Origin of the sequence: Methanothermobacter sp. CaT2, from assembly GCF_000828575.1 — an archaeon.
Lineage (GTDB): Archaea > Methanobacteriota > Methanobacteria > Methanobacteriales > Methanothermobacteraceae > Methanothermobacter.
This window is the reverse complement of record NZ_AP011952.1, coordinates 1,545,016-1,564,941: the sequence shown is the minus strand read 5'-3', so window position 1 is coordinate 1,564,941 and position 19,926 is coordinate 1,545,016. Positions and strand designations below refer to the sequence as shown.

Genomic DNA, 19,926 nt, shown 5'->3' with positions numbered 1-19,926 from the left:
TATAATGATTAACAATGAGAAATGGAGGTAAACTATGATCGAAATTCGCTTTCATGGACGCGGTGGGCAGGGCGCTGTTACAGCGGCAGAGATTCTAGCTAAAGCCGCATTTGAAGACGGTAAATATTCACAGGCATTCCCATTCTTCGGTGTTGAGCGAAGAGGAGCTCCAGTTATGGCTTTCACAAGAATTGATGACTCGCCAGTCAGGAGAAGGTATCAGGTTTATAATCCGGATTATGTTGTTGTTCTCGATGAGGGTCTGGTTGACGTTGTTGATGTATTCTCAGGTTTAAAGGATGATGGTGTTGTTGTGTTAAACAAGTCAGGGGACTTCCAGGGAGGGGACGTTAAGGTTCACACCATCGACGCCACAGGAATAGCGCTGGAGACCCTTGGAAGGCCGATTGTTAACACTGTTATGCTGGGTGCCTTTGCAGGCGTAACCGGCCTTGTAAGCATCGATTCACTCATAAAGATCATTAAGGAAACATTCCCTGGAAAGATAGGGGAGAAGAATGCCGAGGCTGCAAGGATGGCCTACGAAGAGATGAAAAACTCAGGGTGAACATGATGGAATCACTTGGAGCAACCGTTAAAAAGCCTGGAAGCACCGTTAAAAACAAGACCGGGAGCTGGAGAACATTCAAACCGGTTCTTGATAAGGACAAATGTATAGACTGTGACAACTGCATACTTTTCTGTCCGGAAGGGTGTATAAACAGGGAACATGAAATAGACTATGATTACTGTAAGGGATGCGGAATATGTGCAGAGGAGTGTCCCGTTAAAGCAATTAAGATGGAGAGAGAAAAGTAGGAGAGACTTAAATGGTTCTTAAGGTTATATCAGCAAATCAGGCCGTTGCAGAAGCAGCAAAGCTTGCAAAACCAAAGGTCATTCCTGTTTACCCCATAACACCCCAAACCTCAATTTCCGAGTACCTTGCAAAATTCGTGGCTGATGGCGAACTCAAAGCAGAATACATAAGGGTTGAATCAGAGCACAGTGCAATGAGCGCATGCGTGGGCGCCTCAGGAGCTGGAGTCCGGGTTTTCACCGCAACATCCTCCCAGGGACTGGCGCTGATGCATGAGATAGTCTATGCTGCAGCAGGGCTCAGGAATCCCATCGTCATGGCAAATGCAAACCGCGCCCTCTCAGCACCCCTCAGCATATGGAATGACCAGCAGGATTCAATAGCAGAGCGGGACTCAGGGTGGATGCAGATATACGTTGAAAATGGACAGGAAGCCCTCGATTCTGTCCTTCTATCCTACAGGGTATCAGAGGACAGGGATGTTCTGCTGCCCAGTATGGTGTGCCTCGATGGGTTCATCCTGACCCACACAGTTGAACCCGTGGACATCCCCTCACAGGAGGATGTTGACAGCTTCCTCCCTGAATTCCAGCCCCAGGTAATGCTTGACCCTAATGAGCCCATGTCACTGGGTACCTTCACAGACCCTGACTATTACATGGAGGCCCGCTATGAGGTCGAGAAGGCCATGGAGCGTTCAAGGAAGATCATTGAAAGGGCATGCAGGGAATTCAGCGAAATGTTCGACCGGGAATACGGCCTTGTTGAGGAATATCGCTGTGAAGATGCAGAAATAATCCTGGTGGCCATGGGTTCAGTCTGCAGCACCCTCAGGGAGGTCATCGATGAACTCCGGGATAATGGAAAGGCCGTTGGACTACTTAAGGTCAGGGTGCACAGGCCATTCCCGGCTGAGGAGATTAAAAGGGCTGTTAGGAACGCCAGTAAAGTAGCGGTCCTCGATAAGAACATAACATTCAGTGTCGGCGGAGCCCTTTACACAGAGATAAGTGCCCTGCTAGGTGACAGGGAGGTTTATGGATTCATTGTGGGCCTTGGTGGAAGGGACATAACACCCGCACACATCGAGGAAATAGTTAGAAGGACGGAAAACCCTGAAAGGAGCGTCACCTGGATCGGTCTCAAGGAGGAATCAGAATGAAAATACCTGAAGAAGAATTTCTGGCCCCAGGGCACCGTGGATGCGCAGGATGCGGTGCTACAGTTGGAGTCAGGCTGGCCCTGAAGGTTCTTGGAAAGAACACCGTAGCAGTATCATCAACAGGTTGCCTTGAAGTTATCACCACACCCTACCCTGAAACCGCATGGAGGATACCCTGGATACATGTTGCATTTGAAAACGCCGCTGCAGTTGCATCAGGCGTTGAAAGGGCTCTGAAGGCAAAGGGAAGGGATGACGTTAACGTAGTGGCCTTTGCAGGTGATGGTGGAACAGCAGACATCGGACTACAGGCACTATCAGGTGCAATGGAGAGGGGCCACAACATCATATACATCTGCTACGATAACGAGGCCTACATGAACACCGGTATACAGAGGAGTGCCTCAACACCCTACGGTGCCTCAACAACCACGTCACCCCATGGGAAGGAGAGCTTCGGTGAGGACAGACCCAAGAAGAACATGCCACTCATAATGGCAGCCCATGGAGTGCCCTACGTTGCCACCGCATCAATATCATATCCTGAGGACTTCATGGAGAAGGTCAGAAAGGCCAAGGAAACCGATGGTCCTGCCTATATACACCTTCACCAGCCATGCACAACCGGATGGGGTTTTGATCCTGCGAAGACAGTGGAACTCGGAAGGCTGGCAGTTGAAACCGGGTCCTGGATACTCTATGAGATAGAGGATGGTGATTTCAGGGTCACCTACAGGCCAGTGCAGAGGAAACCCGTTGAGGAGTACCTCAACGCACAGAAAAGGTTCAGACACCTCACAGAGGAACAGAAGGCCAGAATCCAGGAATACGTTGACAGTGTATGCCAGGAACTCAGGATATAGCGGGGGATGGAATTGCAGAAGATCGTTATTCAGCCAGAGCTCTGTGATGGCTGCAGGGACTGTGAAGAGGCCTGTAAAAAACTTTACGGTGCCTCCCGCATAATGATAAGGGAACTTGACGACGTCTATTACCCCATAATCTGCCAGCAGTGCGAGGACGCCCCGTGCAGAACTGTTTGCCCCACCGATGCAATTGATGATGAGGTGGACCCTGAGAGGTGCATCGGCTGCGGCCTCTGCATGGTGGTGTGTCCCTTCGGCGCCGTCGTCATGGAGGACCGTAAGGCCCAGAAGTGCAGCCAGTGCCCGGACCTTGACACCCCCGCATGTGTAAAGGCGTGCTCAAAGAGGGCCCTCAGCGTCATAGACACTGAGAAACTCAAACTTGAAAGGCAGAAGAAATTTGTATCACGGATGGCAGGTGTCAGCAAGGGCCAGAGGGGATCAGATATCCTCAGCATACTTACAGCGAAGAGGAAGGCCCGGCAGAAGCTTGAACAGGAGGACTAGAATGAGAGAGCTGGTTTCAAATCCAGAACTGTGCGATGAGTGCATGAAATGTGAGAGGATATGTCCAAAGAACGCCATCCGGGTTATAGATGGTGTTCCAGTTTTCTGCATGCACTGCTCACCTGAAAGGGCCCCCTGCCTCAACATATGCCCTGAGGATGCCATAGTCGAAGTGGATGGTGCTGTGGTCATCCTGGAGGACCGGTGTATCGGTTGCGGCCTCTGCCGGGACGCCTGCCCCGTGGGTGCCATAACCCTGAATGAGAGGGGTGTTGCAGTGAAATGCGACCTCTGCATCGACAGGGAGAAGCCCCTCTGCGTAATGGTATGCCCCAAGGGCGCCCTCAGTGAAAGCTCAGAGGATATGATGGCTGCAAAGAGGGATAAAATAGCCGGGGAGCTCAAACGCCTGAAAAATCTGATGAAATATTAAACTAATTTTTTATGGTGATCCTATGATAAGCAGGGAGACCGTTGAGGAGACCGTGTGCCGTCTGTTCAGGGAGGCTGTTATCAGGATACCCCCCGATGTCACGCTTGCACTTAAAAAGGCCTACCTCCAGGAGGAAGACGAGATAGCCCTCCTCAACCTCAAGGCAATCCTTGATAACATTGAACTGGCAGAGAAGATGGAGGTGCCTGTCTGTCAGGACACCGGGCTCCCCATCGTCTTTGTGAGGATGGGTAAGGTTGAGGTTGAAGACCTCTATGAGGGTATAGCTGCAGGTGTTGAGAGGGCCACAGCGGAGGTTCCGCTGCGCCCAAATGTTGTTGATCCCCTCACAAGGGAGAACACCGGCACAAATACCGGTCAGATGATACCCCAGATCGACGTTGAAATCACAGACACTGATAATCTTGATATAACAGTTTTTCCGAAGGGATTCGGGTCTGAGAACAACAATGCACTCCTTATGGGCCTCCCGGGTGATGGAATTGAGGGTATTAAGGACTTTGTTGTGAGGACCGTCCTGGAAGCCGGTGGAAAGCCATGCCCCCCTGTAATTGTGGGTGTGGGTATCGGTGGCTCCTCTGACCTTGCGATGAAACTTGCAAAGAAGGCCCTGCTTGAACGTGTTGGGGAGAGAAATCCTGATAAAAAACTTGCATCCCTTGAGGAGGACATACTGAACTCCATCAACGAGTCTGGCAGTGGCCCCATGGGTATGGGTGGTAAGACCACCGCCCTTGACGTTAAGATAAAGACTGCCCATACACACACTGCAGGGCTCCCCGTGGGTGTCTGCATACAGTGCTGGGCTGCAAGGAGAGCCACTGCAATCCTGAGAGATCATATGTGAAGGGCTCCGGCGGGACGTGAAAAAACACATCTCAGGCAGAGTATACATTCAGTACCGTTAATTTTTCTTCTTCCGGGATGAACATCCATCGGGCATTCCATGAGGCACCTCCAGACAAATTGAAAATGTAGATGCTTTTCCGGTAATAAGAATAAAAGGGCTGTAGATGATAGGAATACAGTGAAAATAAAGGTTGGAATTAGGTGTTTATTCATGCTTCTCTCAGATGAAGATCGTCCTATCAGCAATGCTGACAGCCTTCATGGCTTCTCACACGTTATCATGAAGATCGTCCTATCAGCAATGCTGACAGCCTTCATGGCTTCTCACACGTTATCATGAAGATCGTCCTATCAGCAATGCTGACAGCCCTGTCACCAACCCTCTCAAGGAATCTTGCTATGAAGAGGAGATTAACCAGGTATGAGATTGATTCCTTATCCTCAAACATGCTTCTTGTTACATGTTCAAGTGTCTGGTCAAAGAGGTCATCCACCTTATCATCATCATGCCTGAGCTCCCTCGCCATTTCCATGTTCTGGTCAAGGAAGGCGTAGATTCCCTTGGAGAGCATCATCTGCACGAAGTCAGACATGTGCTTCAGGTCTTCAAGGGGTCTTCTCGGAATTTCCTCGTCCTTCAGTTTCTCTGCAGCCTCGGCTATGTTGGCCGCCAGGTAGCCTATCCTCTTGAGATGACTTCCAACCTTAATGCAGGCCTCTATAAATCTCAGGTCTCCTGCAACGGGTTGTTCAGCTGCTATTAAACTTATAGCCTTCCTCTCAAGGTTGAAGACCATGTCATCTATTGCCCTGCTGTTTTTTATTACCTTCTCCTTCTTTTCCTCATCATACTCCATCAGGAGGTCAACTGCTAGTTTATGTGTTTTAAGGGTTTTCTGTGAAACCTCCTCCATATCCTTCCTCAGATCCTTAAGCCTTTTGCGGAACAGTATCCGCGGATACTTCTTTTCCATTAAAAGTCCTCCTGGATTTTACTATCTGGATTTGTAATCCTCAATCAACCTTTCAATCGCCTCATCAGTCGGAACCCTTATCCTGTACCTTTCAAGGAGCTCCTCACGGGATGATTTATCAAGGAACATTTCATTTATTATAATCTCCGCATCAATGGGTATTGAAAGTTTTGATTCATCATTGAGTTCAATCAGGGTCTCGAAGAGATCCGCATCGGTCTCATAGACCTCCACCACTGAATCATGGTTTATCTCCAGTCTCTCCATTGCCTTATGGCTGTGAGTCTCCTCGAGGGTGTTGAAGTCAATGTGCCAGGCTCCCACAATGTTATTTCCCGTTACGAAGATTATGGCCTCGTTTTCATTGTCCAGGATCCTTATATACGAAAATTCGGGTACTGAAGACCTTTTAAGGACGGTGTAGTCCATCTTCCTCGGGTTATCAAAGGGTAGCCACATTTAATCCCCCCAACTATTCATTTCATAAGTACACTGTAGAAGACCTTATGATGGATAACCCTTTTACCCACTATGAGATAGGCTATCCTGTCGTCCATCCCCATAACATGGTGGCCCATGCTGAGCAGATTCCTTGCTACCAGCATAAGATTACCTGATTCTGAGAAGTCCCTGTTTGACTCCTGAAGCTGGTTGTATAGATCCTGAAGCTGGATATAATTCCTCGTTGACCTTTTAAGTAGCTGGATGTCACGGTTCATGAGGGCCCCGAGTGCATCATTTATCATATCCTGAACCGTCTGGGACATGAACTCTATGTGTGGAGGTGTCCTGTCCCTTCCATCAATTGCGTACCTTGCAATGTAGGCAAGGAGTATGTTTATCCTCTCAAGTTCAATTGCACTTCTCATTATACTGGATGCCAGCCTCAGGTCCTTTGCAACGGGCTGATGAAGGCCAAGGATTTTGAGGCATTCATCCTCTATCCTGTAGCTCTTCTCATTAACAGCTGCCGTTGTATCTATCAATTCCCTTGCAGTCTCCTCATCCCCTTTGATGTAGCTGGATACGGCTCTTCCCACCCTTTCAGAGGTTTCATTACCATACCTGACGGTTTCATCCAGGACATTTGAAAGTCTGCTTTCAAGGAGAGCGCCGATCAATTTCCACACCCTTATCCAAATCTTCCTGTAATGTAGTCCTCAGTCCTTTTATCCCTCGGCTCTATGAATATCTGCTCTGTGAGGCCGCTTTCAACTATTTCACCATGCAGGAAGAAGGCTGTGTACTTTGAGACCCTTGTGGCCTGCTGCATGTTGTGGGTCACTATGATGATGGTGTAGTCATTCTTGAGCTTGTGGATGAGATCCTCGATCTTGGTGGTTGATATGGGGTCAAGGGCTGAGCACGGTTCATCCATGAGTATAACCTCAGGTTCTATGGCTATGGTCCTTGCTATGCATAGCCTCTGCTGCTGTCCCCCTGAGAGTCCAAGGGCGGATTTATCAAGTTTGTCCTTGACCTCATCCCAGAGAGCTGCAGCCCTCAGGCTTTCCTCCACACGCTCCTCTATGAAGTCCCTGTCATCATATCCATGGACCCTGAGACCGTAGGCCACATTTTCAAATATGGACTTAGGGAAGGGGTTGGGTTTCTGGAAGACCATCCCAACCTTCTTTCTGAGCTCCACCACATCCATGTCAGGGTCATAGATGTCCTTACCATCAAGGTAGACGTGGCCCTCATGCCTGAAGCCGCTTATCACATCATTCATCCTGTTAAGGGTTCTGATGAATGTTGACTTACCACAGCCTGATGGCCCTATGAGGGCTGTGACCGTGTTCTTGGGTATCTTGAGATTTATATCCTTGAGGATGTGCGCCTCGTCAAAGTAAACGTTCAGGTCCTCAACTTCGATTCTGTACATGCAGATCACCTATCTCCCCATCATCTTCCTTCTGTATCTATCAACAAGAGTGTTTGTTAGAACCGTGATTAAAAGGACGATTATCACAAGGACAGCCGCGGTGCCGTAGGCGTTCTTCAGTGAAATGCCCTCTGTTGCCAGCACATAGAGGTGCAGTGGGAGGGGCCTTCCAGGGTCGAAGATGGATACTGGCATTGAAAGTGCTGACCCCACAACGAACATTACCGCAGCAGCCTCTGATATTGCCCTGGCCATTCCCAGTATCACACCGGTGGTTATGCCGGGGATTGCTGCAGGGATAACCACCCTGTAGATGGTCTCCCACTTTGTGGCTCCAAGCGCCAGGCTTCCCTCCCTGTAGGATTGTGGAACCGTTTCTACTGAGACCTGGGCAACCTGGAATATGGTTGGAAGGGCCATGAGGGCCAGTACAAGTCCCCCTGAGAGGATTGACCACCCGAGGCCGAGGAAAACCACGAAGAATGATAAGCCGAAAAGCCCGAATACTATTGATGGTATGGATGCCAGGGTTTCTGCTCCGAACTTTATCAGCTTCACGATGCGTTCCTCTGTGGCATACTCTGTCATGTAGACCGCTGCCCCGACACCCAGTGGTGTTGCTATTATACCGGCTAGCAGTGTGACGTAGAGGCTGGATACTATCATGGGAGCTATCCCACCTGCTCTTCCAGAGTCAACCGGTTCTGAAAGCAGGAATTCCAGGTTTACGGCTGGCAAGCCCTTCATGAGTATGTAGCCAATTATTATGAGCAGTATCAGTACTGTCACGATTCCTGAAGCCCAGAAGATTCCTGTCATTATCTTCTGGCTTGTCTTGGGTGATATTATTCTGAAGGACATTTTAAGCCTCCTAGAGATATCCTCCACCTATAACTATCTTTTTCTTGTAGTGGAAGTAGTTGGCAACCACCAGCAGAGCCATTATGACAAAAAACAGGATGATGGCGGTCCCAAAGAGTGCGCTGTAGTGTAGCCCGGTGGCGTAGCCCATCTCCAGTGCTATGTTGGATGTGAGGGCCCTTACAGGGTCCAGTATCGATGATGGTATCTGGGTGACGTTACCGGCCACCATGATAACTGCCAGGGTCTCACCGATGGCACGACCCATCCCGAGGATGATTGATGTGATGATGCCGGGCAGTGCCGCCGGGAATATCACCTTCCTGATGGTCTGCCACTGGGTGGCCCCAAGTGCAAGGGAGGCCTCCTTGTACTCCAGTGGCACCGATCTTAGGGCATCCTCTGAGACACTGATTATTGTTGGCATTATCATGACCGTGAGTATGAGTGATGCTGTTAGAAGTCCGAAACCGGTACCTCCAAGGCTGGACCTTATGAAGGGTACCAGGATGATCAGCCCAAAGAAACCATATACCACTGATGGTATTGCTGCAAGGGTCTCTATTACCGGTTTGAGTATCCTGCGCATTATTTCAGGTGACACCTCAGCCATGAATATTGCGCATAGGATTGAAAGGGGGACGGCTATGGCCAGGGACAGGAAGGTTATGTACAGTGACCCGACGATCATGGTGAAGATGCCGTACTTACCATCTGAAGGTGCCCAGTCCATTCCAAAGATGAAGTTTGTGACCCCATACCCCTGGAATATGGGGAATCCCTCCCTGAATATGAAGACTATTATGAGAAGGATGGCGATTATTGAGAATATTGCGGTTATGAAAAGACCCTTCTCAATGAGTTTTTCCCTTGTTTTGCTGATCATGCTTTACCTCCTAGGTATCATCCGAGACATTTGCTATTGCCGGTACAACCTTCTGGCTCCTTACAATGGCCTGCCCTTCAGGTGAGAAAACCCACTTTATGAAGTCCTTTACGACTCCCCTGGGTTCTCCCTTTGTCAGGAATTCGAATGGGACCACCAGTGGATAGGATCCGTCTGCTATGGTGGTCTCTGAGGGTGTCACTCCATTCACCTCAAGTGCCTTCACATCGGAACTCATATGTGCCATTGAAACGAATCCAATTGCGTAGGGGTCGCTCTTTATGGCCTGTTTCACGGATTCTGTGGAGCCCTGAACGATTGCATCGGACCTTATCTTCTCGTCCTTCATGACAAGTGATTTGAATGAGCTTCTGGTCCCTGATCCCTCCTCACGGACTATCACATGTATCTCTGCATCGGGGCCTCCGACCTCCTTCCAGTTGGTTATCTTACCGCTGAAGATATCCCTGAGCTGGTCCACTGTCAGATCATCGACGGGGTTCTGGTTGTTAACGGCTATCACTATACCATCCTTACCTATCACGTATTCCTGAAGGTCGTCCTTTTCCTCAGGTTTCAGGGCCTTTGAGCTGGTCCCTATATCGACTATTCCCTGCTGGACCGTCCTTATACCCATCCCGGAACCGCCGCCCTGGACGTTTATCTTAACATCGGGGTGCTTCTTCATGTACTCAGCTGCAAGTTCCTCTGCAACTGGCTGAACAGATGTGGAACCAGCAATTTCAATTCTCTCATAGTTTGCTCCGGGTTTGATCATGAGGTATGCGAGTGCGATGATAATGATTATTATGAGGATGTTTTTGGGTTTCAGCTCCATGTCCATCACCTTCAGTTATTGATTTCACCTATTGGTTAATAAAGTTCACTTGAAGGTGACGGAAAGAAAAAATGTTGTGGTTGTGAAAACCACTAGGCCTTTGCCGGTACAACCTTTTCTGATTTGATTATTGCCTGTCCCTCCGGGCTGAGGACCCAGTCTATGAAGTCCTTAACTGCACCCTTTGCGCTGCCCTTTACCAGGAACAGGAATGGTCTCTGTATCTTGTAGGATCCATCTGCGACTGTCTGCTCTGATGGTGCGACACCATCTATTTTAAGTGCCTTGACTGTTTCATCGAGATTGGCGAGTGATATGAATCCTATGGCGTTTGGATCCTGTTTAACTGCCTGTTTAACTGCCTCTGTTGAACTTTCAACTATGGCATCCTTCTTTATCTTGGTCTCTTTACCCATCACTATTTCCTCGAAGGCCTTCCTGGTTCCTGAGCCGTCTTCACGTGTTACCACTGTTATCTTTGCATCGGGGCCTCCGACCTCCTTCCAGTTGGTTATCTTACCGCTGAAGATATCCTTCACCTGGTCCTTTGTTAGGTCTGAGACTGTGTTCTTGCTGTTTACGATTATGGCTATTCCATCCTTACCTATAAGGTATTCTGTGAGGCCCTTCTTCTCATCGGGCTTGAGTTCCTTTGAACTTGTTCCGATGTCTGCTGTGCCGTCAGCGGCACTCTTGATACCGACACTGGATCCGCCGCCCTGGACGTTTATCTTAACATTGAGGTGCTTCTTCATGTACTCAGCTGCAAGTTTCTCTGCAACTGGCTGGACAGATGTTGAACCAACAATGTCTATCTTCTCCTGCTGTCCGCCACCTCCAAGTGCCAGGACTGCGCCTGCAATAATTACAATTGCCACGACTATTCCTATGATCAGTTTGGTGTCCATTTTATCACCTCAACCTTTACCTTATCCTAGAACTATTTAAAATTTACTATTTTTGTGTACTTAATTACCTATTTTGTGAACTAAACCCTGTGTGCATAGGAATTTAATTCACAACAAGTGAATAAAGATGCACTAAATGCATTAAAATTTAAATACATGAAGATCAGATGGAGTGATATGATGAATGAAGGGATAATAAATGATATACTGCGGGTTAAAAATCCCAGGTGGAGGACTTCCATTACGCGTGTTGAGCCTAACCGTATTGTTACGAGGGGTTATTCTCAGGAGGATCTTATTGGTGGTGTTTCCTTTTCTGAGATGGTTTATCTTCTGATCAGGGGTGAGCTTCCCCCTCAGAATGTTGCGCGTATGCTTGAGGCTGTCCTGGTGTCCTTCTGTGATCATGGTGTTACTCCGCCGAGTACTCAGGCTGCCCGTATGATTGCCTCGGCGGGTTCTCCGGTTCATGCCTGTATTGCCGGGGGTCTTCTTGCCTTTGGTAAGAATCATGCGGGTGCCATTGAGCGTTCCATGAAGCTCTTCCAGGAGACCGTATCATCCTGCGAGTCTGAGGATGAGATCCCTGATGCTGCCCTGAGGCTGGTGGATGATCACCTCCAGGCCAACAGGAGGATCCCCGGCTTCGGGCACCGCTACCACAACGCCGACCCCCGGGCCGTCAGGTTACTGGAACTTGCAGAGGATTACGGCTGCGTGGGACCCCACACCAGCCTTGCACTGGAGGTCCAGGAGATACTCCTGGAACGCAAGGGAGTCCGGATGAACGTTGACGGGGCCAACGCCGGCATACTATCAGACATGGGATTCGACTGGAGGACCGGAGCAGGAGTATTCATGATAGGACGCCTCCCAGGACTCATATCCCACGTCTACGAGGAAAAGGTCAGGGAACCAGCCTTCAGAAAATTCTTCGAAATCGAAGAAATACAGTACGACGGCGAGGAGAAAAGAATATTAGAAGCAGATTACAGAACACTTAATGGGTCAGAAATATGGAAGACGACGAATACAAAAGAGCCAGGAAGAGAGTAGAGGATCTCAAGGGATTTTACATCCACATATCAGTTTTTACAATAGTTAACCTTACACTCTTCCTCATAAACCTCCTCTCAACTCCCGGGACATGGTGGTTCTACTGGATAACGGTATTCTGGGGAATAGGAATAATATGGCATGCCTTCGGAGTTTTTATAGGTGATAGGTTCCTGGGTAAGGAATGGGAGGAGAAAAAGATAAAAGAGTACATGGAAAGAGAAAAGAGGAACAGGTGAAACTTAATCAGGACTCCTCTCTCTCCCTCCGCCTGAAGCGTTCAGGTGTGGTTGTCCTCGGGATGTTCCTGTAGTATTCACCTGCAGTGTCGAATATCTCAATGGATATATCTGCTATTCTCTCAAGGGTCTTAACAACCCTGGAGAGTGATATGTAATAGGTTGACCTCTCCTTATCCTCAAAGGGTGTTTCAGCCATCTGGGTGGCGACACAGTTAAGGGCATTCTTCTGGATCCTGTGAATATCATCCTCGAGGGACATGAGAGTTGCCTTCAGTTCCAGTTTCTCATTAAGAAAGGCGTCCATCGCAGTTTTCACCATCTCAACGGCGATGGAGAACATATCCCTGAGGTACTCCATCATTGCAGGGTCAACCTCATAGGATTCCTTTATGGCAAAGTTTGCTATTATCGCTGAATGGTCACCTATCCTTTCAAGGTCATAGGCTATCTCTGTAAAGGCCATTGTCTTGCTGAACTCAGAGTAGGGATTCATTGCTATTGCAGTATCAACAGAGGAGCGCACCTTCTCATGCATTGTGTTTGTTATGTAGTCCATCTTGAGGGCCTCATTTGCAAGGTCCTCATCGTACTCCTCCAGGGACCTGAAGGATTTGTTGAGCTGTTTGCACACATGCTGTGCCATGTCCCTGAGTATCTCCTTTATGAAGAAGCTTCCAGCGTATTCCCTCGAGGTTACCTCCTCACCGAAGAGCTCAGGGAATTCATCAAATTTCTTTATATCCACAATGTAGGCCCTCCTAACAACGCCCTCCCTGATGAGGGGCTGCAGAAGCTTGGTGACGTACCTCCTTGTTATGCCAAGGCGTTCAGCGATTTCATCCTGTGTGGACGGGTTCTCATAGAGGATGACATCTATGATCGATTTTAGAGTAGCATTCTTTGTCTTATTTTTCATTCTCCTCAGACACCTCATCTTCAATTACTATAACAACGGATTCCCTGAATATGGATATGATCATGTAGATAAGGCTAAGAATAACCGTAACGGTTATCAGAACGTCGAATTCATAGAAAATAGCCCTGTAAACAGTTACCAGGGGCGAGTTCACATCCACAAGGCCCCTTAGCAGGACGATGAAGCCCATTAGGAGGAGCACATAACCATAGGATTTCTTTATGGTCTCTGGCTGCAACAGGGGGTATATACCCATCACCATGAGACCCACACCTATTGACCTGAAGAGGTTCCAGGATGTGGCCTCCTCAAGTAAGTAGAATATCTGCTGTGGCCTCCACTGGAAATTTCCAAGAAGGTAGATGAACTCGATTATGACGATAATGATGAGTGGTATCGCAAAGACCGCCCTGCTCTCAACCCTCTCTGTTTTAACATTCTTGAGGGGCTCCCTGAAGTAGTGGGAAAGCAGCTGATACAGCATTGAACCCAGAACGGCACCCATGACGGTTCCGCCAACTCCCAGCTTTGAGGTTGTGAATGCAACTATCCCTGAGATCACACCCGCCATGAGTATATCAAAGGCCTTGGTCAATGCAACCACCCCTCAGCCATTTCTTCTGACATCTGCATTTTAGATCATATTATGCATATTTATTTTCTCTATTAGAGAACAGTTATGTTCTGCTGGTATATCAAGCTTTGCATCAAAAATGAATTTATTGATGATGAACCCCCGGGTATTCATATGGAGTGCATATAGGAGCATATCCTGTATTCCTCATCCTCAACCCGGACAGAGTAACTGGCTATTTCCCTCACTGAGCCGTTCTCAGTGTTTATGAGGTCAACTGAAATCCTGTCATCGTTTATTCTTAGCTGGTTGTGTGAAGGGAATGTCTCACCCCTCAGTTTCCTTGTTGTGGCTGTGCCAGAGTTAAGTGTAACCATTCCCTCAATCATCCACACATTAGGCACATGCTTGTGTCCGTTGAGCACAAAATCCACACCGTATTCCTTCAGGAGTTTAAGAAGGTCACCTGAGTCCAGGAGGATGTTCCTCTCACGCCCTGTGTTGGGTATGGGTAGCAGGTGGTGGTGAAATGTGACTATCTTGCACAGGTGATCAGGAACACGTTCAAGTTCCTTACTGAGCCAGTCAAGTTGATCCATTCCTATCTGACCGTCGTTTATATCTGGCTCAGAGGAGTCAAGGCCTATAACCGCGAATTCAGAGTCGTGGTGGACAAACTTCCTCCTTCCTATTAACTTCTCAAAGTGGATAAGACCCACATTCCTTGCATCATGGTTGCCGGGGATTGTGTAGGTGGATGTGATGGTCCTAAGTTCATCCACAAATGCTGCTGCAAGTTCATACTCGTGTGAGTATCCCTCTGTTGTGAGGTCACCTGAGACTATTATGAGGTCAGGGTTCTCATTTTCAAGCTGGTGTAGAAGATTTTTCCTGAGCTGATCTGAGAAGTTCTTCTCACCGAAGTGCACATCTGAAATCTGGGCAATTTTTTTCTCCATTAGAACACCTTAAAATCAGTAGAAAAGCCTTAGGGGGGATTCGAACCCCCGACCTATGCCTTACCAAGGCATCGCTCTACCACCTGAGCCACTAAGGCAATCATAACATGATCAGAACCGTTAAAATTCTTAGTGCAGGGGAAGGGATTCGAACCCTCGAAGGCCTGCGCCAGAGGATCTTAAGTCCTCCCCCTTTGGCCGCTCGGGCACCCCTGCATGGTAATTGATTAGTAGTAGAAAGTGGTATATTAATTTAACGGTCATGTGTGGCTGGTAAACTTAATTCAATCTGATGACCATATCCATAGTGGTGGTCAATTGAAGCATGATGGATCAATCTGTATGCGGTGCGGTGCCTGTGTTAGTGTCTGTCCATTTAATGTGCTTGAACTCGAATATGAACTGATGGTGGGTGAAGGCTGCAGTGAATGTGGTGACTGTGCTGCGGTCTGTCCAGTGGATGCAATAAGGTGCTATCATGAAATATGATGTGGTGGTTATTGGTGGACGGGTAGCCGGTTCAACAGCGGCCTATCACGCTGCAAGGCTGGGCCTCAGTGTTCTGTTACTGGAGCGTAACCCTGAAATCGGGACCCCTGTGCAGTGTGCAGGCGGAGTGAGTGACAGTTTCTTCAAATCGACAGGTTTAAAACCGCTTCCTGAGTTCACATGCACAAGGATCCGGGCAGCCGCGGTGAACGGACCCCTCGGTGCCAGGATTGTGACAGAAAATCCTGTTGTGAGGGGATATATCCTCGAAAGAAAGTCCTTCGACAAGTACCTTGCACTGAGGGCCGCTGAAGCCGGCGCCGATGTACTCACAATGTCCATCGCAGGGGACCTAATATTCAGGGAGGGATCAGTCAGTGGTGTGGTGTTCAGGGGGCCCGATGGAGTCCAGGAGGTTGAATGTGGAATGGTGATTGCCGCAGACGGTGTGCAGTCCAGCATCGCCAGGAAGGCCGGTCTTGAAACAGGTTTCAGGCCAGCTGACCTCTGTTCCTGTGTCCAGTACGAGGTTGCAGGTATGGACGTGGACCCTGAAACCATGGAATTCTACTTCGGGAGCCGTTTTGCACCATCAGGTTATCTCTGGGTGTTCCCCAAGGGTGAAGGAAGGGCAAATGTGGGCCTTGGAATACGGAGAAAAAGCTGCTCAGAGAGGGGTCCCCTCAGCTATCTCAACAGGTTCATGGAGGAGAGAGGATTTAAGAGGATAGAATTCAATGCAGGAGCTGTACCTGTTTGCGGACCCATTGAGAGGACCTTCACAGATGGTCTCCTGGTTGTGGGGGATGCCGCCGGACAGGTTGACCCCCTCACCGGTGGTGGGATACACCTTGCAGCTGAATGCGCAAAAATCGCCGGTGAGGTTGCCGCCGAGGCCATTGAATCTGGAAGGGTTGACGGCAGATTCCTCTCAAGGTATGAGATGAGATGGCGCAAAAAGATTGGTAAGAACCTTGAAAGGTCACTCAAATTCAGGAAAATCCTTGATGGGCTCGGTGATAAGGAACTCGATGCCCTGCTGAAATCCCTTGAGGGAAAAGATTTAAGTTCAATTTCAAAGATATCCCTTCTGAGGATTTTAAAGGACTATCCTTCAATGTTAAGAATACTCAGAGATATTCTTTAAACTTATCAGGAATTTATATGCTGAATCAAACTCCTCTCTGCTGGAGACGAAAGTGTATACTGTCTGGCAGATTATGCCAACACTGCACTGATTTACAGTGTGGCGGGGGATAAAACATCCCTAGAGAAAACAGTTGGCTACATCGAGAAAAGAGGGATTGGAAAGGACCCCACCCCCCTTAAATCATTCCTCACATTCCTCTGGAATATGAAGATTATATACGGAGAAGATAAAGCCATGAAGCTTGCCTCTGAAATCGCTGATCCCTGAAAAACCACAAAACTTATTTTTTCCAGAGTAAATTATAAATTAGAGATTTAGGGGGGATTGTGATTGCATTCACCGATAAGATCAATGCTCTTCTGATGTCCAATGATGTTTCCGGCCTCATAGATGCCCTCAAAAGCCATGATTTTACCGTTAGAAGGGAGGCCGCAGTTGCCCTTGAGAGGATAGCAGATGAGAGATCTGCTGATGCCCTCATGGACGCCCTCAGATATGAGGAATGGCAGAAGGACTACCCCATACTTGCAGGTGTGAGGGCGGCCGCAGCAAGGGCTCTCGGAAAAATAGGAAACCCCTCGGCGGTTAAACCCCTCCTCAGGGCCCTTGAGGATCCTGATGATGAAGTTAAAATAGGTGCAATGCGGTCACTCTCAGAGTTCCCATCAGAGGACTCCCTGAGGGCCATTGAAAAATTTGTGGACCATCCATCAGAGGATATAAGGAGGAACTCCATTGAGTCCATTGCAGGACTGGACCCTGAACTGGGCCTCAGATATGCATCCCGGGCCCTGGGCGACAGTTCATGGATGGTCCGTAAAACCGCTGCGAAGGTCATAAGAAGATTCGGGGATAAAAGGTGCCTTGAAGTCCTTCTGGATAACCTCAATGACCCCGATACAGAGGTCAGACGCCATATACTGCTGGCCGTCGTTAATATGGGTGAATATGCTGTGGACCCCCTCCTTGAGAAACTTTCAGACCCGCAATGGCAGACACGTGCCATGGTTGTTGAGGCCCTGGGTGAGATAGGATCCCGAAGGGCTGTGCCCAGGCTTAAAGGGATGCCCGCGGGTCGCAGAAGGGATGAAAATCGTTATGTCCGTGGCAAGGTTGCCGAGGCCCTCGGACGCATAGGTGACCCTGCAGCCCTTGAGGATCTCCACATGGCCCTCAAGGATCCCTACCTCTTTGTGAGGAGGAAGGCACGTGAAGCCATTGACATCATCGACGTTGAACCTGATCTAGAGGAATTCCATGACGGTGAAATCAGCTTCAGGTACCCCAGGTTCTGGAACATCTTTGAGACCCGCGACGGTGAGAGGCTCATTGATGCCTGGAGTGACAATCTCAAAATAGCCATAAAAAGGCGGAGGGCTGAGGGTTTAACTGCCGATGAATTTTCAGAGATCATCCTTGAAGTTTTGAATATGAGGGGCCTCCTTAACATAGCAAGGAGCAATATAACAGTTGACAGTGAACATGGATACATGATAACTGCAGATACAAAAAATGAAAGGATAGTGACCTTCATCTTCAAAAAGGGAGGATACATATACTACATCTACTTCAGGGGCCCCATTGAGGACCTGAAGGAATCATATAAATATATAAGGGTGTTCATAAACACCCTTCACGTTGAAATCCAAGGCTACGGGGAGAGAGGGGATGGCTAGATCTTTTTCCCGTATATCTTCACTGCCTCCTCAAGGACCTCACTGAAGTCAGCGCGATCCCTCAGCTCAGCAAGGTCATCCAGGGAGACCAGTTTAAGAACATTCTCCTTGCATGCCTCCACACAGGCTGGCAGTATGACGTCTGCGTCCATGCAGAGTGTGCATTTCTCTGCTGATTTCTTCTCAGTGTTCATCACAATCATGCCAGCCGGGCAGGCCACCATGCATAGCTTGCAGAGTATGCAGGACTCCTCATCAACAACAAGGGCCCCGTCAACCTCCCTTATGGCACCCACCGGACATATCCTTGCGCAGGGAGCCTTCTCTGGATGGCACTGCAGACAGAATAGGGGCATCCTATCTCCCTTCCTTGCCCTGGCGACTCCGTGGGTTTCCCTGCACGCATTTATACAGTCATCGCAGCCACTGCACCTCGCAGGGTCCATGACCATCAGCATCTTCACTGAACCACCCCTCACTCTGATGCAAGTTTATCAAGGTAGTCTGGTATTCCAGAGGAGTCCCTTGGTCCAACAAGGACTCTCCAGCCAGTATCATCCTCTATCTCACCGCTTGCAGGAGCTGCAAGTCCAGGGATTATCATGACCTTGTCCCTGACCCGCTCCTCTATACCTGTCTCCTTTATGAGCTCAGCCACTGCCGGACCATTGAGCTGTCCTCCTGCCAGTGAAACGTCCACGGCCCTGCCCTCTGTATCAAGGACGAGGAGGTATGCTGTAACATCACCTGACTTGAGGTCCCCCTCAACCGTGTAGTAGGTGAGTGAGAAGTTGGTTGTGAGTATAACCGGGGAGTTCTCATCAACATCACCGAATTCATAGACACCTGGATCAACGGCCTGGGGCTTCCTCGGGTCGGTGTAGAGTCCCTGTCTGAGTGTTAGGACCGGCATGATCTCCCATATCTCGGTTCCGGCGAGTATGAGGATGTCAGCGTACCTGTTCATGAGGGTGGCTGCCACTGTGGCCTCCCTTATGTTTGCCTCGATTTTATCGGATACCGTGAGCCTTGAGAGTGCAGGTATGCCCATTATTGGGAAGCGGAAGTCCTCGTCCCTGTCCTCAACTGCAAGGCGCCTTATCATGACGAAGTTGTCTATGGTGTCGCCTATCCCCTCACCCGTGAATGTGCCGGGGTCAAGCACAATTTCAGTGACTCCCAGGGCCCTGAGTCTCCTTGAGAGATTCTTCATCTCTTCAAGGTCGCCGGGTGAGAAAAGCACAAGGGGGCACCCGTATGAAACTGAGAGTTCTGCCATTTCACCAAGGTTGTCCTCCCTGGCGGCGTAGAGGAGCGGTTTCTGATCACCCAGGACCTCAAGGGCCACCTTCATGGCCTCTGCATCGAAGGTGCACAGGACCACAGGGAATTTGAGTTTGCTTATGGCTTCTGCTGCCTCGGCAAATTTTTCAGGGCTCCCTGATCTGTTCCTCAGGGCTATTGCATCGAGAGTGAGTTTTTCGCCGGTACGCTCAAACTCCAGATCCATGATCCTTTGGGCTCTGTTCAGGAGCTCCTCTGATGGAAGATCATCTGGAAGATCAACCACAAGGGCTGTTGGATTGTAGTATGTGAGTTCATACCTGTAGAGGACCTCATCACCACCCACAACCACCTGATTCTCCTCCGGCCCGAAGGTTATTTCCTTCACAGCAGGGGCCAGAAGGTTCTCCAGTTTCTGTCTTTCATCTCCACTGAGCTGTGGGCAATCATCAAGGGTGACCTCCTTTTCTATGAGCTTTGTGGCAAAAGCCATGCATGAGGCCTCATTGCATTTACCACAGTTTGTTTTTGGAAGTAAACGGTATACATCCATGGCAGTGACCTGCAATT

26 protein-coding genes and 2 tRNA genes are annotated in these 19,926 nt (G+C 49.0%); 13 read left to right on the top strand and 15 right to left on the bottom strand.

From position 1 onward, the window contains the following. Nucleotides 1-34 precede the first annotated feature (34 nt). Genes porC through MTCT_RS08090 form a run of 7 tightly spaced genes read left to right on the top strand, consistent with a single transcriptional unit; the run spans nt 35 to nt 4,656 of the window. A complete protein-coding gene (gene porC, locus MTCT_RS08120; RefSeq protein WP_048176270.1) occupies nt 35-568 on the top strand; it encodes a pyruvate synthase subunit PorC in 534 nt (177 codons plus the stop codon). A 5-nt stretch (nt 569-573) separates the two neighbouring features. Further along, the gene (gene porD / locus MTCT_RS08115; RefSeq protein WP_048176269.1) at nt 574-819 is read left to right on the top strand and encodes a pyruvate synthase subunit PorD; all 246 of its coding nucleotides are present in this window, start codon (nt 574-576) and stop codon (nt 817-819) included. An 11-nt stretch (nt 820-830) separates the two neighbouring features. Beyond that, nucleotides 831-1,982: a pyruvate synthase subunit PorA gene (porA, locus tag MTCT_RS08110; protein WP_048176268.1), complete on the top strand. Its 1,152-nt coding sequence runs from the start codon at nt 831-833 to the stop codon at nt 1,980-1,982. Then, the gene (porB, locus tag MTCT_RS08105; RefSeq protein ID WP_010877344.1) at nt 1,979-2,845 is read left to right on the top strand and encodes a pyruvate synthase subunit PorB; all 867 of its coding nucleotides are present in this window, start codon (nt 1,979-1,981) and stop codon (nt 2,843-2,845) included. The genes porA and porB overlap by 4 nt, the downstream gene beginning before the upstream one ends. A 6-nt stretch (nt 2,846-2,851) precedes the next feature. Continuing rightward, nucleotides 2,852-3,355, top strand: a complete 504-nt coding sequence (locus tag MTCT_RS08100) for a 4Fe-4S dicluster domain-containing protein (RefSeq protein ID WP_173402643.1) — start codon at nt 2,852-2,854, stop codon at nt 3,353-3,355. A 1-nt stretch (nt 3,356) separates the two neighbouring features. Beyond that, complete coding sequence (locus MTCT_RS08095; protein ID WP_048176265.1) at nt 3,357-3,788, top strand: 4Fe-4S dicluster domain-containing protein; 432 nt, start codon at nt 3,357-3,359, stop codon at nt 3,786-3,788. Nucleotides 3,789-3,810: 22 nt separating this feature from the next. Continuing rightward, a complete protein-coding gene (locus tag MTCT_RS08090) occupies nt 3,811-4,656 on the top strand; it encodes a fumarate hydratase (protein WP_048176263.1) in 846 nt (281 codons plus the stop codon). Between the two features lie 316 nt (nt 4,657-4,972). Here MTCT_RS08090 and phoU read toward each other — a convergent pair whose 3' ends face one another. The 8 genes from phoU to MTCT_RS08050 form a co-directional block, all read right to left on the bottom strand. After that, nucleotides 4,973-5,632 carry a phosphate signaling complex protein PhoU gene (gene phoU, locus MTCT_RS08085; RefSeq protein ID WP_010877340.1) on the bottom strand — a complete coding sequence of 220 codons (660 nt, stop codon included), beginning with the start codon at nt 5,630-5,632 and terminating at the stop codon, nt 4,973-4,975. Nucleotides 5,633-5,653: 21 nt separating this feature from the next. After that, on the bottom strand, nt 5,654-6,091 hold the full coding sequence (locus MTCT_RS08080) for a DUF2226 domain-containing protein (protein ID WP_048176261.1): 438 nt from the start codon (nt 6,089-6,091) through the stop codon (nt 5,654-5,656). Nucleotides 6,092-6,108: 17 nt separating this feature from the next. Continuing rightward, on the bottom strand, nt 6,109-6,762 hold the full coding sequence (locus MTCT_RS08075; protein ID WP_173402642.1) for a phosphate uptake regulator PhoU: 654 nt from the start codon (nt 6,760-6,762) through the stop codon (nt 6,109-6,111). A gap of 2 nt (nt 6,763-6,764) precedes the next feature. After that, entirely contained in the window at nt 6,765-7,517 is a 753-nt protein-coding gene (pstB, locus tag MTCT_RS08070) for a phosphate ABC transporter ATP-binding protein PstB (RefSeq protein WP_048061132.1), read from the bottom strand. A 9-nt stretch (nt 7,518-7,526) separates the two neighbouring features. Next, nucleotides 7,527-8,378 (bottom strand): phosphate ABC transporter permease PstA, encoded by an 852-nt coding sequence (gene pstA / locus MTCT_RS08065; RefSeq protein ID WP_010877336.1) that lies wholly within the window; start codon nt 8,376-8,378, stop codon nt 7,527-7,529. Nucleotides 8,379-8,388: 10 nt separating this feature from the next. After that, the gene (gene pstC / locus MTCT_RS08060; protein ID WP_010877335.1) at nt 8,389-9,264 is read right to left on the bottom strand and encodes a phosphate ABC transporter permease subunit PstC; all 876 of its coding nucleotides are present in this window, start codon (nt 9,262-9,264) and stop codon (nt 8,389-8,391) included. Nucleotides 9,265-9,274: 10 nt separating this feature from the next. Then, nucleotides 9,275-10,102 carry a phosphate ABC transporter substrate-binding protein gene (locus tag MTCT_RS08055; RefSeq protein ID WP_173402641.1) on the bottom strand — a complete coding sequence of 276 codons (828 nt, stop codon included), beginning with the start codon at nt 10,100-10,102 and terminating at the stop codon, nt 9,275-9,277. A gap of 92 nt (nt 10,103-10,194) precedes the next feature. Next, nucleotides 10,195-11,010, bottom strand: coding sequence for a phosphate ABC transporter substrate-binding protein (locus MTCT_RS08050; RefSeq protein WP_010877333.1), 816 nt, complete (start codon nt 11,008-11,010; stop codon nt 10,195-10,197). 177 nt (nt 11,011-11,187) lie between these two features. Between MTCT_RS08050 and MTCT_RS08045 the strand changes: the two genes are divergently transcribed. Next, entirely contained in the window at nt 11,188-12,066 is an 879-nt protein-coding gene (locus MTCT_RS08045) for a citryl-CoA lyase (protein ID WP_048061323.1), read from the top strand. Beyond that, a complete protein-coding gene (locus MTCT_RS08040) occupies nt 12,027-12,305 on the top strand; it encodes a 2TM domain-containing protein (RefSeq protein WP_010877331.1) in 279 nt (92 codons plus the stop codon). The genes MTCT_RS08045 and MTCT_RS08040 overlap by 40 nt, the downstream gene beginning before the upstream one ends. A gap of 7 nt (nt 12,306-12,312) precedes the next feature. On the opposite strand, the gene MTCT_RS08035 is transcribed toward MTCT_RS08040, so the two are convergent. The 5 genes from MTCT_RS08035 to MTCT_RS08015 all read right to left on the bottom strand — a co-directional run bounded on the left by MTCT_RS08035 (nt 12,313) and on the right by MTCT_RS08015 (nt 14,973). After that, on the bottom strand, nt 12,313-13,224 hold the full coding sequence (locus MTCT_RS08035) for a phosphate uptake regulator PhoU (RefSeq protein ID WP_010877330.1): 912 nt from the start codon (nt 13,222-13,224) through the stop codon (nt 12,313-12,315). After that, nucleotides 13,214-13,828, bottom strand: a complete 615-nt coding sequence (locus MTCT_RS08030; RefSeq protein WP_010877329.1) for a hypothetical protein — start codon at nt 13,826-13,828, stop codon at nt 13,214-13,216. Before MTCT_RS08030 ends, MTCT_RS08035 begins: the two co-directional genes overlap by 11 nt. A 140-nt stretch (nt 13,829-13,968) precedes the next feature. Then, nucleotides 13,969-14,757 carry a metallophosphoesterase gene (locus MTCT_RS08025; RefSeq protein WP_048176255.1) on the bottom strand — a complete coding sequence of 263 codons (789 nt, stop codon included), beginning with the start codon at nt 14,755-14,757 and terminating at the stop codon, nt 13,969-13,971. A gap of 25 nt (nt 14,758-14,782) precedes the next feature. Beyond that, a tRNA-Thr gene (locus MTCT_RS08020) sits at nt 14,783-14,855 on the bottom strand. 35 nt (nt 14,856-14,890) lie between these two features. Continuing rightward, nucleotides 14,891-14,973: transfer RNA gene (locus MTCT_RS08015), tRNA-Leu, on the bottom strand. A 102-nt stretch (nt 14,974-15,075) separates the two neighbouring features. Here MTCT_RS08015 and MTCT_RS09250 point away from each other — a divergent pair. The 4 genes from MTCT_RS09250 to MTCT_RS08005 all read left to right on the top strand — a co-directional run bounded on the left by MTCT_RS09250 (nt 15,076) and on the right by MTCT_RS08005 (nt 18,072). Further along, complete coding sequence (locus tag MTCT_RS09250; RefSeq protein ID WP_231855291.1) at nt 15,076-15,246, top strand: 4Fe-4S binding protein; 171 nt, start codon at nt 15,076-15,078, stop codon at nt 15,244-15,246. Then, a complete protein-coding gene (locus MTCT_RS08010) occupies nt 15,236-16,393 on the top strand; it encodes an NAD(P)/FAD-dependent oxidoreductase (protein ID WP_048176254.1) in 1,158 nt (385 codons plus the stop codon). The genes MTCT_RS09250 and MTCT_RS08010 overlap by 11 nt, the downstream gene beginning before the upstream one ends. 99 nt (nt 16,394-16,492) lie before the next feature. Next, on the top strand, nt 16,493-16,663 hold the full coding sequence (locus tag MTCT_RS09375) for a hypothetical protein (RefSeq protein ID WP_158498098.1): 171 nt from the start codon (nt 16,493-16,495) through the stop codon (nt 16,661-16,663). A 59-nt stretch (nt 16,664-16,722) separates the two neighbouring features. After that, nucleotides 16,723-18,072: a HEAT repeat domain-containing protein gene (locus MTCT_RS08005; protein WP_048176253.1), complete on the top strand. Its 1,350-nt coding sequence runs from the start codon at nt 16,723-16,725 to the stop codon at nt 18,070-18,072. Here MTCT_RS08005 and MTCT_RS08000 read toward each other — a convergent pair. Continuing rightward, on the bottom strand, nt 18,069-18,530 hold the full coding sequence (locus tag MTCT_RS08000) for a 4Fe-4S dicluster domain-containing protein (RefSeq protein WP_197538719.1): 462 nt from the start codon (nt 18,528-18,530) through the stop codon (nt 18,069-18,071). The genes MTCT_RS08005 and MTCT_RS08000 overlap by 4 nt on opposite strands. Before the next feature lie 17 nt (nt 18,531-18,547). Then, entirely contained in the window at nt 18,548-19,924 is a 1,377-nt protein-coding gene (gene acsC, locus MTCT_RS07995; protein ID WP_048176250.1) for an acetyl-CoA decarbonylase/synthase complex subunit gamma, read from the bottom strand. Nucleotides 19,925-19,926: the final 2 nt, after the last annotated feature.